Source organism: Asticcacaulis sp. (genome assembly GCF_051954415.1).
GTDB lineage: Bacteria > Pseudomonadota > Alphaproteobacteria > Caulobacterales > Caulobacteraceae > Asticcacaulis.
In genome coordinates this window covers 18,038-36,182 of record NZ_JBQCHT010000013.1, presented here as the reverse complement: position 1 = coordinate 36,182, position 18,145 = coordinate 18,038, and the positions used below count along the sequence as shown (strand labels likewise).

The following is an 18,145-nucleotide window of genomic DNA, read 5'->3' as shown; positions in this document are numbered from 1 at the left end:
GCCTGAACCTGCATGCCTATAATCAGGCGACGGCAGTCATTACCCAGGTGGGCGCTGATACGGTGATAGATCTCGGCGGTGGAAATGTGATTACACTTACCGGTGCTAATAAGGCAGACGTGACAAGCCACATAACGTGGTAGACACGGTTTGATTGTAAATGCGTGATAAAAGCGCCAATTGCAGCTATAGTGGCGAAGCGGGGGGAATAAAACCTGCCGTGATTAGGTTCGTTAAATCACAGAAGCTTTTATGATCCATATGCTAACCCGCTTTAAGGTCAACCCGACATTGGGGCGGGCGTTGGCGCAATGTCGCCTGCATTTCACTAATGCGGCTGTATTCAGCTTCTTTATCAATGTGCTCAGTCTGGCCCCGACGCTCTATATGCTTCAGGTATATGGGCGTGTGGTGCCGACGGGCGGGGTAATGACCCTCGTTTATCTGACGGTGATTTTGCTGGTGTCACTGGCAACCCTGTCTATTCTCGACAGTCTGCGTGGCCGGTTATTAATGCGGTCGGGTGTTCGTCTTGACCGTATCCTCGCCGGTGAAGTGCTCAATCATCTTTATGCGCGCGGCACCATGAAGAAAGGGATGGCCAACACCACTCTGCTGCGTGAGTTCGATGCATTCAGGCAAGTCCTGAGTGGTCAGGGCATGACGGCCGTGTTCGATCTGCCATGGATCGTCATTTTTCTGGGTCTGGCCTTTTATCTTCACTCTCTTCTCGGCTGGTTGTCAGTCGCCGGTGGTCTTCTGCTGGCGATCGTCACTTGGTTGAGTGAACGGGCCTCCTATCAGTTTGTCACCCGTTCGGCCGAGACCATGGCGGCGGCTTATGCCCGGCAGGATGCCACAAGCCAGAAGGCTGATGTTGTGCGCGCACTCGGTATGCGGCGCGCTCTGGTCGAAGTCCAGTTGAAGGAGCGTCATGGCGCGCTTGACGATCAGATAAAGGCCAGCCTCAGTGTCAGCGGCTACAGCACGGCGTCGAAATTCATCCGCCAGTTCCTGCAATCGGTCGCGCTCGGCGTCGGGGCGTGGCTGGCTATACATCAGCAGATTTCGGCGGGCGCCATTTTTGCCGCGTCACTGTTGATGTCACGCGCGCTTACGCCCATGGAGCAGGTCATCACCTCATGGCGCAGTCTGATACGTGGTTACAACGCCTTCCGAGCGGTTGACAGGGCCTTGAACGAGCAAGACGATGGCGCCACGCCGCTGACTGCCTTGCCTGCGCCTCAGGGATTGGTTGAGATCGACGGGTTGACCGTTCCGCATCCCGATCAGAAGGCTTTTATTCTCCAAGGGATTAGTTTGCGGGTATTGCCAGGGGAGTTGGTGGGGGTTGCCGGGCCAAGCGGCGTTGGCAAATCAACCTTGGCGCGGCTGATCGTCGGGGCGGACACCTACGAGGTTGGCACTATCCGCTTTGATGGCGCCGAACGGCGGGACTGGGACTCGGAAAAGCTGGCGCGGCATATCGGTTACCTGCCGCAGGATTCGACGCTTTTCGGCGGCACCGTGCGGGACAATATCTGCCGCTTTGAAACGGCTGCTGATGGCAACGCGGCCGGGATTGATGAAGCGGTTGTCGCTGCGGCAAAGTTGGCGGGGGTGCATGAGATGATCCTGCAACTGCCGAAGGGGTATAACACAGTGCTTGGTCTTAGCGGCCAGGGGCTTTCCGGCGGCCAGGCGCAACGGGTGGCGCTGGCGCGGGCGCTATATCGTGATCCTGCCGTTCTGGTGCTGGATGAACCAAACGCCTATCTTGACAGCGCCGGTGAAATCGCCTTGATCGAGGCCATGGCTGCCGTGTGCAAGCGCGGCGGCAGTGTCATCATCATTGCCCACCGCACCAGTGTGCTTGAACGGGCATCAAAACTCCTCATGCTGGCCAATGGTCGGGTGCAGTTCTTCGGCACGCCGCAGCAATGGGCTGAGGCCGTCACAAGGCAGCGCGGCCAGACCAGTCTGGCGCCCATCGCCGGCGGCAAGGCGGGGATGAACTAATGGCTTTTGACATTCGCGCACACGCTCCGATGCCGCCAAAAGGTTCACGGTGGAATCCGTTTCACCGCCGGGCCGCAGATATAACAGGCCTCGATGATCCGGGCCCGGATATTTCTCAAGGCCTGTTTGTCGTAGTTGCCTTCTTCATCATTTTCTTGGGATGGGCGTCGCTGGCGCGCGTCGATGCGGCGGTCAATGCGCGTGGCACCATCGTGGTGACGGGCAATCGTCAGGAAGTGCAGCACAGGGAGGGCGGCGTGATTTCGGCCCTGCACGTCCGGGAAGGCGATCATGTTGTCAAGGGGCAGATTCTGGTCGATCTGGCCGGGGATCAGACCGAGGCCACCGCCAATGCCTTGATCGCGCAGTTTATAGACCTCAAACTGAAGGAGGCGCGTCTGCTGGCTGAGCAATCGGGTGGTGGTGACCTGGCCATACCCGCCGGGCTGGATGATTTTGGCCCGCAGTATCAGCCGCTGATTAACAGCGCCGCGAACCTCCAGCGCAGTAAACTGGCCGCCAATCGTACCTACATGGGGACCCAACTGTCGGTGCTCGATCAACGTATTGAACAAACACGCGAGGGGATTGCGGGTTACGAAGAGCAGTCCAAATCCAATATTCAGAGGCAATCCCTGACAAAGGACGAACTGTCTGGTGTGAAAGACCTGCAAGCCAAAGGCTATGCCCCGATGACACGGGTGCGCTCGCTCCAGGAGGAAATAGCCGGTCTGGAAGGCGATTATGGGGCTCTGCGCGCCAATATCGCCGCGTCTGAAGCCAAGATTGGTGAGACGCGGCTTCAGGCCGTATCCGTTCGCAAACAGTTTCTTGATCAGACGATTTCCGATCTGAGTGACACCCAATCCAAACTCAAGGCTATGGAGCCCCAGTTGCAGGCCGCACGCACGAGCTATGATCGTCTGCACATTCGGGCGACCGCTACCGGCAAAGTCATGGGACTTAGCGTCTTCACCGTTGGTGGTGTTATCGCGCCGGGGCAAAAGGTAGCGGATATTGTACCTGATGCCACACCCCTGGTTATTCAGGCGATGGTTGATATCAAGGATGGTAATGACATCAGACCCGGACAGATGGCGCAGGTCCATTTTACATCACTGCACGAGCGTGATGTGCCGATCCTCAACGGGCGCGTCCTCGATGTTTCCGGCGACAGTTTCAGCGACAAGGAGGCGAATAAGTCCTTCTATATTGCACGCATTCAAATTAGTCCGGAAACGCTCGCGACGCTGAACCGGATCATGAAGGATAGAGACGTCCTCAAGCCCGGCTTGCCGGTGGAGGTGGTGGTACCTTTACGCAAACGAACCCTGCTGCAATATCTGCTGGAGCCTTTGAACCAGTCGCTGTGGAAAACATTCCGGGAAAACTGACGGCTTTAAGCGATTGCCGCGCAGACGGGACCTTGCTAGGTTGTGCGAAGTCAGTGAAACTATAAAGGGCCGTCGTATTGCGCCGTTTTGGCGCGGACCAGTAAGTCTATGAGCGCTAAACCAAACACTTTTCTATACTATGGACGCAATATCCGCGTTTATATATCTCGGACAGACAAATCGCCTTCAAGTAAGGTGGTTATATGTTTTCATGGAAAAAAATCTGAATCTGGGTTTCAGAGAGGAAATTTCGGCGAATCATTCTTGCGGTCGCATGAAATAGACGCCATTCACATCCAGACCAGCGTCAATAACTGGTACCAGTCTCCGGATCTGCCTGAAGCCTTGGCTGCGGTGGCTCACGCGGCGGCGATATATAAACATCGTGTGACCTATGGCACGAGCATGGGAGGGTATGCTGCCCTTGCTTTTTCCGGCCCTTTAAACGCCACCGGAGTTACAGCTTTTGTGCCGCAGTTTTCGCCGATGGTAGATAAGGTGCCATTCGACAACCGCTGGAAGGATGAACGGCAATTGATTGAGCCCATCATGGATGACATGGCGTCGCAGATTTCCAAGACAGCGAAGATTTATATATCTTACGATCCATATCAAAAAATAGATCGTAAGCATTTTGAGCTGATCCAGGCGACGGGCGCCAAAATTACCCCACTGCTGTTCCCCATGGTCGACAATGAGGTTCTTCGTTTCCTCGGAGATACGCATTTGATGCAAAAGGTGGTTCTCGAAACCATCGATGGCAAGGCGACGGGAAAGGGATACCGCTCCCTCATCCGTGATGGCCGGCGACTGAGTACGGCCTATTTGTTCTATTCCGGATTACGCCTGATCCGCCGCCGCCATCTTGCCAGGGGATGGGATTATTTCCTGAAAGCCATGGATCTGCCGGCCGGGCAATTCGATCATTACAATCGCATGTTCATCCAGGCCCAGCGTCAGGCCCCGCCCGCCGGCGTCGCCGAAAAGATTGCTGCCATTGTCGACAGGCGTCCGGAAAACGCAAATCTCCTTAAGGCATACAACGCCCATCAGCCCGAACTGATAAAGTTGTTCGCGGCATAGCGTTGGCTTTGTCAGGCCGCTCGCTGATTTGCTTCAGGCGGCTTTAACCGCGCTGATGAATTCCACCGGGCGGCCGAGCAGGTAGCCTTGTGCTTCCTCGCAGCCTTCTTCGCGCAGCAGGCCCAGTTGCGCCTCGGTTTCGACGCCCTCGGCCAGTACCGGTATTTCCAGCGACTTGCCGAGCGCCAGGATGGCCCGGACAATGGCGCGCGCCTGGGCGCTCTTGTCGGCCTCCATCAGGAATGAGCGGTCGATCTTGATCTTGTCGAACGGGAAGGAGTTGAGCGTATCGAGCGAGGCATAGCCGGTGCCAAAATCATCGATGGCGATGGTGACGCCCATGGCCTTGATCTGGCGCAACTGGTGCAGGGCGTGGATCTTGTCGCCGATAATGGTCGATTCCGTGATTTCCAGTTCCAGGCGCGAAGGTGACAGGCCGGTTTCGACCAGCACCTGCCGGACCGTTTCGATCAGGCTGGCATCATTGAGCTGGACCGGCGACAGGTTGACGGCGATCTTGAGGTCATTGCCCCAGCCGGCAGCTTCGCGGCAGGCCGTGCGCAGCACCCAGGCGCCGATCTCGATGATGGCGCCGCTCTCTTCGGCGACGGCAATGAAATCCATGGGCGACACAAAGCCGCGCACCGGATGTTTCCAGCGGATCAGGGCTTCGTAGCCGGTGATCTCTCCGCTCACGACCGATTGCTGGACCTGGTAGAACAGCCGGAATTCCTCATCCTTGAGCGCGCGCTTCAGATCCTTGGCGATGGCATTGCGCTCGCGCGCCGCCTCATCCATGGCGGCGTCATAATAGCACAGCGATCGTCCGGTGATCGTCTTGGCGCGCTGCATCGAGAGATCGGCATTGTTGAGCAGGGCTTCCCGCGTTTGTCCGTCCTGCGGATAGATGCTGACGCCCATATTGATGGTGAGGACAATATCCTCGTCGCCGATACGAATAGGCTCGCAGGTGCAATCATAAAGCTTCTGTACCGCCTCGCGCAGGTCTTCGAGACGCTTGAAACGACGCATGGAATTGAATTCGTCGCCGCCGAAGCGCGCCACCAGGCGGCCGTCGACATGGGCGTGATCCACCAGTCGCGTGGCCAGTTTTTTCAGGACTTCGTCGCCGGCCTCGTGGCCGAGGCGGTCGTTAATTTCCTTGAATTGCGCGATATCGAAGGCCACCATGCCGAGATATTCGCCATTCTGCGCGGCGCGCGCCAGTTCGATTTCAAAGGCGTCGTTGAAGTGGGTACGGTTGGGCAGGCCGGTCAGGGCATCATGGCGCGCCAGGTGCTGGATGCGGGCTTCAGAGTCGCGGCGCTCGGTGACATCCTCGAAGGTCGAGACCCATCCACCATCAGCCATTGGCCTGTGTGAAATCGACATGACGTGATTCGGAAAATAGTCCGAGACAAAGGTGCCGCCGCCGGGAAGAGCGATCAGTTCCCGGTGACGGGCGTGGAAAGCCTCTATGACACTGTCGTCCGGGGCGCCATCATCGCGCTGGCTCAAAATAGCGACAAGCAGGGTGCGGAAGCTGACACCAGGCTGCACAAGGTTCTCATCCAGCTTATAGAAAGCGATGAAGCGACGGTTGGCCAGAATCAGGCGTTCGTTGCGGTCGAACAGGCACAAGCCCATAGGCATGTTGGACAAGGCGGCATCGAGGTTGCGCGCCGTGGTTTTCACAGCGTCTTCCGCCGCCTTGCGTTCGGTGATTTCGTGGGTGATGTTGGCGAAACCCAGCAGTTTGCCTTCGCCGTCGCGCAGGGCGCGCAGCAGGGTCTGGCCCCAGAAAAGCTTTCCATCGGCGCGGCGGGCCGGGCCTTCCAGTTCGGCGCGGCCCTCAAGCTCGGCCTGTTTTAGCGCCTCGCGGTAGCGCGCGGGGAAATCGGTATCGACCGCGCAGACATCGGCATAGATCCGGCCGGTAATGTCCGCGACGGGGTAGCCGTTATTGCGGCCGCTGCCGGCATTCCAGTCGGTGACGCGACCCTGCGGATCGAGCAGGAAGATGGCGGTGTCTTCCAGCCCCTCCAGCAGAACACGGAAACGGCGGTTGCTTTCATCGCGCATCAGATCGAGCTTGCGGCCGGAAATGACGGCGAAGGCACACAGGGTCAGGACGGCGATGGCGGCCATGGTGATGGTCAGGGACATCGAGCCGGGAGACAGCATCATCCCGCTGGCCGTGCGGGCCGGATCAGGCTGCACGGTGACCGCGCCCATGGCAGTGAAGTGGTGTGATACAATGGCCAGGACGAGCAGCAGGGGGGACAGGCGCGCAGCCCAGCGGAACTGGCCTGAGGTATTGATGGTCCACATGGCGATGGCGCCAAAGACAATCCCCAGAAGGATCGACACGGCAACCAGGTCCGGCGCCCACACGACATGGCCGGGCAGGTCCAGCGCCATCATGCCGAGATAGTGCATCGAGGCGATGCCGGCGCCCAGCACCGCGCCGCCAACGAAGCTTGAATACCTGAAACCGCGGCTGATGCCGACCTCGATGCCGCCGGCGGTGATGCCCATGGCGCAGACCAGCGATAAAACGGTCAGGCGCAGGTCGTAACCGGTGGTGACGCCCGCCTTATAGGCCAGCATGGCGATGAAATGCGTGGCCCAGATGCCGAAACCGCCCGCGGCGCCGGCCGTCAGCACCCAGTGCATCCGCTGTGCGCCGGAAGTGGACTGAGCGCGTTCAATGGTCAGGACGGCGACAACAGAAGACAAAATGCAGACGGCGGCGGCCAGAAAGACCAGCTTCCAGTCATGCTGATCCTTTAAGCAGTAAAGAATTCTATACATTTATACCACCGAATTGCCGCCGGCATTTTACCGGTCGTTGAGCGCTTCCATGCCCGTTTTTACAGGCATATGTCAGTGAGTATGGCGCAATATGATTGTAATGATGTTAACTTGTCGGACGAAATACAGTGATTAAGCCGTAACCATTGCCTGAGGCGCGATATGACCGCGTATCCAGCTTGCGAAAGCTTCGGCGCTTAGCTCGCCGTTTCCAACGACCGTGAAGCCCAGAAAGCAGGTCGTGTCGTCGGCACCGAGCCGGCTGCCATTGAGTGACAGGAAAAGCTCCGTGGCAATCAGAGCGGTCGAGAGATTGGCGTCATGAAAAAGCTGGTCATGGGCCAGCGCATAACCATAACAGGCGGCCAGGCTGGCCAGGTCGGTGGCGGTGCTGTCATTGAGGGCATGGGCGCGGGCGTGCATCATCCGGATCGGGCTGAGTTCGCGCAGGCCCTCACGACCGCCGTGTTCGGCCGCCAGTTCGGCCTGTATCGCCTCGATCACCCCTTCCTGGATCAGGACGAACGGCATCTATTTCGCCAGTTCGTGAACGGTGTTGCGGCGTTTTCTCATCAGGTCGCGCGCTGTCTGCATCTGTTCGGCGAAGACGGGATCATAGGGCGACAGGCGATAACCTTCCGGCGTTTCGGTCAGAAACACGGAATCGCCCTTGTCGAGCTTCAGGCGGGTCAGCAGGTCGCGCGGCAGGATGACGCCCAGCGAATTGCCGATCCGGGTAATTTTCAGTTCCATGGCCGCCTCGGAGGTGATGTCCGCATCAGTTTAGCCGTGAAATGTCAAAAATCCGTGTAAATGAAGGAGCCTATTACAGGCTCCCGTCATCCCCCAGCGCCTTGTAGAGCGCCACGAGATTGGTGGCGCGCAGGGCCTGCAGGCTGATCAGGGTCTGTTGCGAGGCATAGAGTGTCCGCTGGGCGTCCTGAAGGGTCAGGTAGCTGTCCACCCCGTTGTCATAGCGGGCCTGGGAAAGGGTCAGACTGCGCTGGGCGGCGGCCGTGGCGGCGGTCTGGGCGTTCAGGCGTTCATCAATGCGGGCACGCACGGCGAGGGCATCGCTGACCTCGGAAAAGGCCGACTGGATCGCCTTTTCATACTGGGCGACCGCGATGTCGCGGCTGGCCTGCGCGCTCTTCAGCCCGGCGATATTGGCGCCGCCGGAAAATATGGGAACCGAGATCGACGGCACGAAGCTCCAGGTGCCGCTGCCGGACTTGAACAGGCCGTCGAGATCCGGGCTGGACGAGCCGGTCGAACCGGTCAGCGTAATGCGCGGGAAGAAGGCGGCTCGCGCCGCGCCGATATTGGCATTGGCCGCTTTCAGGTCATGCTCGGCTGCCAGAACGTCCGGGCGATCGAGCAGGACATCGGACGGCAGCCCGACCGGCAGGGCGTCTGCCACCTGACCGGTTTGCAGACCATCAGGCAACAGGTCGGCCGTCAGGGGCGCGCCGGTCAGCAGGGTGAGGGCGGCTTTATCCTGGTCGATGACGGTTTGCAGGCGGGCGACATCGGCGCGCGCGGTTTGCGCCAGCACCTGGATAGAGGCGAGGTCGAGATCGCTCAATACGCCGATCCGGGCGCGGCCTTCGGCTATGCTCAGGGCCTCGTTGCGCGTGGCCAGGGTCTGCTGCGCCAGGCGAAGCTGGTCCTGGTCCGAGGCCAGGGTCAGCCATTGGGAAGCCACGGCAGCGATCAGGCTGATCTGCACGGCGTTGCGGTTCTCCCGCTCAGCAAAGAAGCTCTCTATGGCGGCGTTTTTCAGCGACCGGACGCGGCCGAACAGATCGACCTCATAGGCGCTGAGCCCCAGTTCAGCGGTATAGCTGTGGCCGTTCTCGCTGCGCGGGTGGCTGAGCGAGGCGTCGATGGCCGGCAGCAGGTCGGCGCGGGCAATGCGATACTGTGCCCGGGCCTTCTCGACATTGAGCGCTGCCACGCGCAGGTCGCGGTTCTGCTCCAGCGCCAGACTGATGGTCGATTGCAGGCGCGGATCGGTGAAGAGGTCACGCCACCGGATCGGCGCATTGGCGGCAACCGGCGACTCCACCGGCCATTCGGCGGCGACCGGCGGCGCGGGGCGTTCATAACGTGGCGCCATTGTGCAGCCGGAAACCGCCAGGGAAAGCGCCAGAGAAGGAGCCAGCAGTGAAATAAGCTGTCTCATTGGCGGCCCTCCTTTTTGGCGGCGATATCCTGTGGCAGGTTATCCATGCGGAACAGTTTCTGCACCAGCACGAAGAACAGCGGCACGAAGAATATGGCCAGGAAGGTGGCCGAAAGCACCCCGCCGATCAGACCGGTGCCGATGGCGTGCTGCGAGGCCGAACCCGCCGAATTGGCCAGGGCCAGCGGCAGGATGCCGAAAGTGAAGGCCAGCGAGGTCATGACGATCGGGCGCAGGCGGATGCGGACGGCTTCCAGGGTGGCGTCAAGAAGGGTACGGCCCTCCTCGTGCAGGATCTTGGCGAACTCGACGATCAGGATGGCGTTCTTGGCGGAAAGACCCATGGTGGCCAGCAGGCCGACCTGGAAATAGATGTCGTTGTCGAGCCCGCGGAACCAGGTGGCCAGCAGGGCGCCGAACACGCCCAGCGGCACGACGAGGATAACGGCGAACGGGATCGACCAGCTTTCATAGAGCGCGGCCAGAAGCAAAAAGACGACCAGCACGGACAGGGCGTAGAGTGCCGGGGCCTGCTGACCGGATTCCTTTTCCTGGAGCGAGATGCCGGTCCATTCGTAACCGATGCCGGGGGGCAACTGGCCGGCCAGTTCTTCCATCTTTTCCATGGCCTTGCCGTTGGACTGACCGGTAGCGGCCGTGCCCTGGATCTCCATCGAACCGGCGCCATTGTAGCGTTGCAGTTGCGGCGGCCCGAAGGTCCAGCGCGACGAGCCGACGGCCGAGAAGGGGACCATGTTGCCGTCACTGTTGCGCAGGAACCAGCGGTTGATATCCTCCGGCTGGCTGCGGAATTGGCTGTCTCCCTGGACATAGACGCGCTTGATCCGGCCCCGATCGATGAAGTCGTTGACGTAGGTGCCGCCGAGCGCGGTGCCCAGCAGCGAATTGATATCGGAGACCGCCACGCCCATGGCGCCGGCACGGGTATTGTCGATATCGAGCTTGAGTTGCGGGGTGTCGTCCTGCACATTGGCGCGGACGTTTTGCAGGATCGGTTCTTTCGCCGCTGCCGCCACAAGCTGGTCGCGCGCATTGGCCAGGCCCTCATGGCCCACGCCGCTGACATCCTTCAACTGCAAGTCGAAGCCGGAGGCATTGCCCAGTTCACGCACGGCGGGCGGGATGACCGGGAAGACGCGGGCCGTGTGGATTTTGGAGAACTGCTTGTTGACGCGATCGACGAGGGCAAACACCTTCATGTCGTCACTGTGGCGTTCCTTGAAGTCCTTCATGCGGACGAAGGCCATGCCCTGGTTGCCCCCCGATCCGGAGCCGCCGAAGCCGGCGATGGTGAAGACATAGGCAACCGACGGGTCTTTCTGATAGACCTCCTGGACTTGTTTGAGCACGGCCACCGTTTTGTCGGTGGTGGAGCCGACCGGCAACTGGACCTGGGTCATCAGCGCCCCCTGGTCTTCGTCGGGCAGGAAGGAGGTCGGCAGGGTCATGGCCAGGCCGACGACCGCGGCGATGATGCCGGCATAGACCAGCATGAACAGGCCCGGCTTGCGGATAATGCCCTTGACCGATTTCTGGTAGCGGTGGGCGAAGACCTGGAAACCGCGATTGAAGCCGGTGAGCAGCCCCTTGACCTTCACGTCTTCTTCTTCCGCACCTTCCGGCGCAACCGTGATGCCCTCATGCGGCTTCGGGCGGCGCAGCAGGGTGGCGCAGAGGGGCGGGGTCAACACAAGCGCGACGAGGACCGACAGGCCCATGGCCGAAACGAGCGTCACCGAAAACTGGCGATAGATGATTCCTTGCGTGCCGCCAAAAAAGGCCATGGGCACGAACATGGCGGCCAGCACCGAAGCGACGCCGATCAGGGCGCCGGTGATCTCGTCCATCGATTTTTGTGTCGCTTCCAGCGGCCCCAGGCCCTCTTCGTGCATGACGCGCTCGACGTTTTCGACCACGACGATGGCGTCATCGACCAGCAGGCCGATGGCCAGCACCAGCCCGAACATGGTGAGCGTATTGATGGAGAAGCCGAAGACGGCCAGGATGCCGAACGTGCCCAGGAGTACGACCGGCACGGCGATGGCCGGAATCAGCGTGGCGCGCCAGTTTTGCAGAAAGATGAACATAATGACGAAGACGAGCACAATGGCTTCGATCAGGGTCTTCACCACGTCTTCGATCGACAGCTTGACGAAATCCGTCGAGTCATTGGGGATGGCGTATTTGACGCCGGCCGGGAACGAGGGTTCCAGTTCCTTGATCTTGGCCTTGACCAGATCGGCCGTCTTGAGCGCATTGGCGCCGGTGGCAAGCGTTATCTGCATCCCCGAAGCCTTATGGCCGTTCATGCGGGCGATGCTGCCATAGGATTGCGGCCCCAACTCGACGCGGGCCACATCGCGCAGGTAGACCGGCGTGCCGGCGGCATTGTTCTTGACGATGATGTTCTCGAACTGCGCCGGGGTCTGTAATTGCGATTGCGCCGTGATGGTGGCGTTGATCGCGGTATCGGGCGTTGCCGGATCGGCCCCCAGATTGCCGGCGGAAACCTGGGTGTTCTGCGCCCGGATGGCAGTGATGACATCCGCCGGTGTCAGGCTGAAACTGGCCAGCTTGTCGGCGTTCAGCCAGATGCGCATGGCGTATTGCGAGCCGAAGACACGCGTGTCGCCCACGCCTTCGATGCGCGAAATCGGGTCATTGAGATTGGAGGCGATCCAGTCGGCGAGATCGGCATTCGTCAGGCTGTCGTCTTCGGTATAGAGGGCGATAGCCATCAGGGTGGAGCCCGATGCCTTGTTGACGCGCAGACCCTGCTGCTGCACGTCGGTCGGCAGGCGGCGTATTACCGAATTGGCCTGGTTCTGCACCTGGACCTGGGCGAAATCCGGATCGGTGCCGGCCTCGAACACCAGGGTCACCGACCCGGAACCCGTCGAGGAGGTCGAGGTCATGTATTTCAGGCCGTCAAGCCCGGTCATGCCTTGTTCGATCACCTGGGTGACCGAATCCTCGACCACCTTGGCCGAGGCGCCGGTATAGGTGGCCGAAACCGTCACCTGCGGCAGGGCGATCTTCGGATATTGCTCGACCGGCAGGGTGAAGATGGCCAGGGTGCCGGCCAGCATGATGACGATGGCGATGACCCAGGCGAAGATGGGGCGGACGATAAAGAAACGCGACAACATGAACTATTGCTCCGAAGCGTTGGGAGCGGGCTTGATCGGCTGGGCCTTGATGTCGCCCTTGTCCTTCAGCTTCATGGCGCCTTCGGCGATCACCTTGTCACCAGCCTTCAGGCCATTCAGCACCTGCCACTGATTGCCCTGCATCTGGCCGAGCGTAATGGCCTGCTTGTGCGCCTTGTTATCGGGCCCGGCCAGCAGCACACTGGCCCCGCCCGTTGGATCCAGCACCACGGCGCCCTGCGGGATCAGGATCGCCTGCGACACCGTGCCCTTGACGATGCGGGCATTGACGAACATGCCGGGCAGCAGCAGGCCCTGCGGATTGGCAAAGACGGCGCGCAGCGTCACTGAGCCAGTGGCCGGATCGACCGTGACATCGGAAAATTCCAGCCGGCCGGTGAGCGGATAGGTCGAGCCGTCATCGAGCGTCAGGGTGACATCAGCATGATCCGGCGCGCCCAGTTCTCCGGAAGCCAGGGCGCGCTTGAGCTTCAGCAGGTCGGAGGCCGACTGGGTGATATCGACATAGATTTTGGAAAGATCCTGCACCGTGGCTAAAGCGGTCGTCTGGTTGGCGGTGACGAGCGCGCCGGGGGTCACCGTGGACTTGCCGATCAGGCCGGAAATGGGTGAGACGACCTTGGTGTAGTTCAGATTGATGCGGGCGGTCTGGACCGCCGCCTTTTGCAGGGCCAGGGTAGCGGCGGCAGTTTTCAGTGCCGTCTGGGCGTCGTCGTAATCCTGCTGGCTGATAGCCTTTATGCTGATAAGCTGGGTGTAGCGGTCGGCCTTTTGCTTCGCCGAATCGTAATTGGCCTGGGCTTGGGCCTGTTGCGCCAGCGCGCTGTCATAGGCCGCCTGATATGTGGCCGGATCGATCTGGTAGAGCGACTGGCCAGCCGAAACCTGCCCGCCCTCGGTAAAGAGCCGCGCCTTGATGATGCCGCCCACCTGCGGACGCACTTCGGAGACCAGGTAGGCCGAGGTCCGGCCCGCCAGTTCCTGGGTCAGGTTGAGCGGCTGGGTATTGACCACCACATAGCCTACCGGTGTCGGCCCGCGCGCGCCTTTCGCGCCGCCGTCATCCTTTTTGGCACAGGCCGAAAGGCAAAGCGTGCCGATCAGCGCGGCAGCAATCACGGTAGGTACAGTTTTAAACATCAGGCGCCTCTTGGTTACTGCCCTTCTTAACGCAGGTGCGAACATTTTCCGGCGAAAATATCAAACAGATTTTGTATGAGCGGTATTTGTCAGTCATGAATAGGTGTGCATATCCATATAGTTGAGTTTCACGTCTGTATGACACGGGTGGGGTATTGGATTGTACGGTCGGCAATCGCGGAAAGTCGGAAAAAGCGCTTGAAACCCGCGATGATAAGACGCAAGAACGCAGTCTCCGGCCTGACCGTACCGCACCGGTGACAGGTGCGGACCAGGGTCGATCGAGGACAGGCTGATGAACAAGACGGTATTGATAACGGGCGCGGATGGGTTCACCGGCGGTTATGTGGCGCGTGATCTGACGGCGCGGGGCTACCGCGTGATCGGATTGACGCGGCGTGATATGCCGTCGGCCGATTTCCCCCATTGCGCAGGGCTTTACAGCGCCGACCTGATGGACCAGCCGGCGCTTGAAGCGATTATGTCTGAAACGCGCCCGGATGCCGTGATGCACCTGGCGGCGATCAGCTTCGTGGCGCATGGTGATGCCGACGCCATCTATGCGACAAATCTGATCGGTACGCGTCATCTGCTCGAAGCGCTGAAGCGGACCCACAGGCCCGACAGCGTGCTGCTGGCCTCCAGCGCCAATGTCTATGGCAATGCCACGCCGGGGGCGATATCGGAAGACGCCGTGCTGGCGCCTGCCAATGATTACGCCGTCAGCAAGGTGGCGATGGAATATATGGCGGCCCTCTATCGTGACAGTCTGCCGCTCATTGTGACGCGGCCGTTCAACTACACCGGCGTCGGTCAGGGCGAAAACTTCCTCCTGCCCAAGATCGTCAGCCATATTCGTCGCCGTGCCGAAACCATCGAACTGGGTAATATCGATGTCGCGCGTGATTTTTCCGATGTCCGCATGGTGGCTGAAGCCTATCGCCGGCTGATCGAAAATCCGTCTGCCACAGGCCAGACGGTCAATATCTGCTCTGGCCGGGCCTACACTCTGAAAGAGGTCATCCGCATGGCCTGCGACATTGCCGGCCACGAGATAGAGGTGCGGGTCAATCCCGCCTTTGTCCGCGCCAATGAGGTCAGGGTGTTGCAGGGGGATCGCCGCCGGCTGGAAGCGCTGGCGCTCGATTTGCCGGCCTATGAACTGGGCGATACCTTGCGCTGGATGATCGAAGCGCCTTAAGACAGCCCATATGAAAACCGTCTCCCGACTGGAAAAAATCAGACCCGCCGAAACAATGGAAGACCTGCTGGCTCTCTATGACGAGCGCTTCCTCTGGTGTGCCTACAAGACGCTGCTGGGGCGCACGCCGGATGAAACCGCCCTGCGCACCTATCTGCCCCTGTTGCGTAATGGTGAAGACCGGCGGGCGATTATTCAGGATCTGGCGGCGTCTGAAGAGGGGCGGCGTTACGCAGAACGCGGGGGAACGCCCTTTGCGGTGAGGCAGCCGAATGCAATAGGGAAAATGCTCCGTCGATTGGAGCGCATCCTGTTTCACCGATTGGGCTGGATCGGCGGATCGCGGCGATATGCCCGTCTTGAGAACCGGATGGGACAGGGGTTCGAGCAGGTGCTGGCGCGGCTGGAGGGGGGAATTACGGGACGCGAAGCGGAAAAGGATACGCCTGACAGCCTGAACGCTCAAATCGGCGATCTGAAGCGGCTGGCCAGTCTGCCGCCTTCGGCTCAATCAATATATTACCGGCTTCGCGCCAGGGCGGCATCGCTTAAAGGGCAAGGGATCTGATGCGCATAGTCCTCGATCTTCAAGGGGTGCAGGGCGAAAGCCGGATACGTGGCATCGGTCGTTACAGTTTGTCCCTGGCCGAAGCCATCGTCCGCAACTGCGGTACGCATGAGGTGCATCTCGTACTGAACGGTATGCTGAAGGATGGAATCGAGCCGATCCGCGCCGCTTTCGCGGACTTATTGCCGCGTGAGCATATTCATGTGTGGCACGCCGCTGCCCCGACTGATTCCGTCCATCCGGGCAATGAAGGGCGGCGCTATGCCGCGGAATGGCTGCGGGAGGCTTTCATAGCGTCGCTGGCACCGGATGTGGTGCATATCTCCAGCCTGTTCGAGGGCTTCGGTGACGACGCGGTTCACAGCCTGGGATGCACGCCCTGGACGGTGCCCACGGCGGTGACGCTCTATGACCTGATCCCGCTGCTGAAGGACAGCGGTTACGCGCATCCCGACCCGGCATTCGAGCCTTTTTACCGCGATCGGTTGAACCATCTGCGCCAGGCTGACCGTCTCCTGTGCATTTCGGAATCGGCGCGCAATGAAGCCATCAGCCTGCTCAATACGCGTCCGGAAGATGCGGTCAATATCGGCGCCGCGGTCGATGACCGCTTTCGTCCGGTCGAGATAAGCGCGGATGAAAAAGCCGATCTGTACCGTCGTCTTGGATTGTCACGCAAGCTGGTGATGTATTCGGGCGCCACCGATGAACGCAAGAACCATTTGCGGCTGATCGAAGCCTGGGCGCATCTGCCGGAGACTGTCCGAAGCCATCATCAGCTTGTGATTGTCGGCAAATTGCCGGACGCGCATTTCAATGCGTTCACCGATCAGGCCCGGCGTTTTGGACTTTCAGGACAGGATGTGATCATCACCGGGCGTGTCAGCGATGATGACCTTCTGAAGCTGTATAATCTCTGCACCCTGTTCGTATTTCCTTCCCTGCACGAGGGCTTTGGCCTGCCGGTTCTGGAGGCAATGTCGTGCGGCGCCGCCGTGATCGCATCCAGCCTGACGAGTATGCCGGAAATCGTCGGACGCCAGGATGCGCTGTTCGATCCCTACGATGTCGACGCCATCGCTGCCAAGATGCAGGTCGCGCTTCAGGATGAAGCGTTTCGTGCCGATCTGTCCGAAAGCGGGCTCCGACGCGCTTCAGACTATTCCTGGGACGTTACAGCAAAAAAAGCGATCGCAGCCTTTGAATCGCTTCATGCGGCGAAACCGGCGGAAGCCGCGCCAACGCCGGAAGCCGTTGTCGAAGCGGCCGTCGAGCACTTCGCTGGTCGCGCCGATCGGGAGGCCATCGCATTTGTCGATCTCGCTGCCGGGCTCGCCAAAACCTTTCCGACGCCCGCGCCGCGTCAGTTGCTGGTGGATATCTCGGAACTGGCGACCCAGGACAGTCGCACCGGCATTCAGCGCGTGGTGCGAAGCATCCTTAGTGAACTTGTGGCGCGGCCACCGCAAGGGTTCGTGGTGCGGCCTGTATATGCCGGTACGGAGATGCAGGGGTACCGCTATGCGACGCGCTTCATGCAGGCTTTTCAGGGCCAGTCACCCGACGCGGAAGATATCTGCGTCGAAGTACGTAGTGGTGATGTTTTTCTGGGGCTGGATCTCCAGCATATCGTTGTCATGCGCCAGGCGGAGGTTTACCGCGAGTGGCGTCGGATGGGCGTGGAAGTCCATTTTGTTGTGTATGACCTGTTGCCGCTCGTTCTTCCGGCTTTCTTCGCGGTGGAAATGCAGGATGCCCACCAGAACTGGCTGAAGACCCTGGCTGAGATGGATGGCATTATTGCCATTTCAAAGGCGGTTGCCGACGAAACGGTGGAATGGCTGGAAACGAACGGCCCGCAGCGATATCGCCCGCTGAAACTCGGCTGGTTTCACTTGGGTGCCGATATCGAAGGCTCGCGTCCGACTACAGGATTGCCTCCGGAATCGACATCGGTGTTCCAGGCCATGCGCGAACGCCCGACCTTCCTGATGGTCGGCACCCTGGAACCGCGCAAGGGGTATGCCCAGGTCATTGACGCCTGCGATGCCCTGTGGGCGGAAGGCGTGGATGCCAATCTGGTGCTGGTCGGCAAGCTCGGCTGGCATGTCGGCGCTCTGGTCAGTCAGGTGCGCGATCACCCCCATCGCCATGACCGGCTGTTCTGGCTGGAAAATGCCTCAGACGAGTTTCTTCAAAAGCTTTATGATAAAGCCGACGCCCTTATCGCGGCTTCGGAAGGCGAGGGCTTCGGCCTGCCTTTGATCGAGGCGGCGCGGCACGACCTGGCCATTATAGCGCGCGACCTGCCGGTCTTCCGCGAGGTGGCCGGTGAGCGCGCCAGCTTCTTCGACGCCCATGACGCCGCTGGCCTGGCCGGACACCTGAAAACCTGGCTTGACCTCCACGCAGAGGATCGCGCGCCGCGTTCGGCCGGCATGCCGTGGCTTACCTGGGCGCAAAGCCGAGATCAACTGGTCGAGGTCGTCCTGAGCGGGAAATGGTATAAAAGTTGGAAGTAACCCAAACACAGGCCGCAAAGCCTCTATT

At 60.2% G+C, this 18,145-nt stretch carries 12 protein-coding genes; 6 read left to right on the top strand and 6 right to left on the bottom strand.

What is annotated here, in order from left to right; translation table 11 throughout:
* The first annotated feature begins 252 nt into the window (after nt 1–252).
* From ACTHND_RS04960 to ACTHND_RS04950, 3 genes are all read left to right on the top strand, one after another.
* Nucleotides 253–2,019, top strand: coding sequence for a type I secretion system permease/ATPase (locus tag ACTHND_RS04960; protein WP_440176352.1), 1,767 nt, complete (start codon nt 253–255; stop codon nt 2,017–2,019).
* Nucleotides 2,019–3,413: an HlyD family type I secretion periplasmic adaptor subunit gene (locus ACTHND_RS04955; protein ID WP_440176349.1), complete on the top strand. Its 1,395-nt coding sequence runs from the start codon at nt 2,019–2,021 to the stop codon at nt 3,411–3,413. The genes ACTHND_RS04960 and ACTHND_RS04955 overlap by 1 nt, the downstream gene beginning before the upstream one ends.
* Nucleotides 3,414–3,677: 264 nt before the next feature.
* Nucleotides 3,678–4,496 carry a hypothetical protein gene (locus ACTHND_RS04950; protein ID WP_440176347.1) on the top strand — a complete coding sequence of 273 codons (819 nt, stop codon included), beginning with the start codon at nt 3,678–3,680 and terminating at the stop codon, nt 4,494–4,496.
* A 33-nt stretch (nt 4,497–4,529) separates the two neighbouring features.
* On the opposite strand, the gene ACTHND_RS04945 is transcribed toward ACTHND_RS04950, so the two are convergent.
* From ACTHND_RS04945 to ACTHND_RS04920, 6 genes are all read right to left on the bottom strand, one after another.
* Nucleotides 4,530–7,310: a bifunctional diguanylate cyclase/phosphodiesterase gene (locus tag ACTHND_RS04945; protein ID WP_440176345.1), complete on the bottom strand. Its 2,781-nt coding sequence runs from the start codon at nt 7,308–7,310 to the stop codon at nt 4,530–4,532.
* A gap of 132 nt (nt 7,311–7,442) precedes the next feature.
* Nucleotides 7,443–7,841, bottom strand: a complete 399-nt coding sequence (locus ACTHND_RS04940; protein ID WP_440176343.1) for a death-on-curing protein — start codon at nt 7,839–7,841, stop codon at nt 7,443–7,445.
* Entirely contained in the window at nt 7,842–8,063 is a 222-nt protein-coding gene (locus ACTHND_RS04935; RefSeq protein ID WP_303831705.1) for an AbrB/MazE/SpoVT family DNA-binding domain-containing protein, read from the bottom strand. It abuts the gene before it with no gap.
* Between the two features lie 73 nt (nt 8,064–8,136).
* The gene (locus ACTHND_RS04930) at nt 8,137–9,495 is read right to left on the bottom strand and encodes an efflux transporter outer membrane subunit (protein ID WP_440176340.1); all 1,359 of its coding nucleotides are present in this window, start codon (nt 9,493–9,495) and stop codon (nt 8,137–8,139) included.
* On the bottom strand, nt 9,492–12,665 hold the full coding sequence (locus ACTHND_RS04925; RefSeq protein WP_440176338.1) for an efflux RND transporter permease subunit: 3,174 nt from the start codon (nt 12,663–12,665) through the stop codon (nt 9,492–9,494). The genes ACTHND_RS04930 and ACTHND_RS04925 overlap by 4 nt, the downstream gene beginning before the upstream one ends.
* 3 nt (nt 12,666–12,668) lie before the next feature.
* Nucleotides 12,669–13,826 (bottom strand): efflux RND transporter periplasmic adaptor subunit, encoded by a 1,158-nt coding sequence (locus tag ACTHND_RS04920; protein WP_440176335.1) that lies wholly within the window; start codon nt 13,824–13,826, stop codon nt 12,669–12,671.
* A gap of 295 nt (nt 13,827–14,121) precedes the next feature.
* Between ACTHND_RS04920 and ACTHND_RS04915 the strand changes: the two genes are divergently transcribed.
* The 3 genes from ACTHND_RS04915 to ACTHND_RS04905 are packed head-to-tail and all read left to right on the top strand — an operon-like array spanning nt 14,122 to nt 18,117.
* Nucleotides 14,122–15,027 (top strand): GDP-mannose 4,6-dehydratase, encoded by a 906-nt coding sequence (locus ACTHND_RS04915; RefSeq protein WP_440176333.1) that lies wholly within the window; start codon nt 14,122–14,124, stop codon nt 15,025–15,027.
* A gap of 10 nt (nt 15,028–15,037) precedes the next feature.
* Nucleotides 15,038–15,595, top strand: a complete 558-nt coding sequence (locus tag ACTHND_RS04910) for a DUF4214 domain-containing protein (RefSeq protein ID WP_440176331.1) — start codon at nt 15,038–15,040, stop codon at nt 15,593–15,595.
* Complete coding sequence (locus ACTHND_RS04905) at nt 15,595–18,117, top strand: glycosyltransferase family 4 protein (RefSeq protein WP_440176329.1); 2,523 nt, start codon at nt 15,595–15,597, stop codon at nt 18,115–18,117. Before ACTHND_RS04910 ends, ACTHND_RS04905 begins: the two co-directional genes overlap by 1 nt.
* The last annotated feature ends 28 nt before the right edge of the window (nt 18,118–18,145 follow it).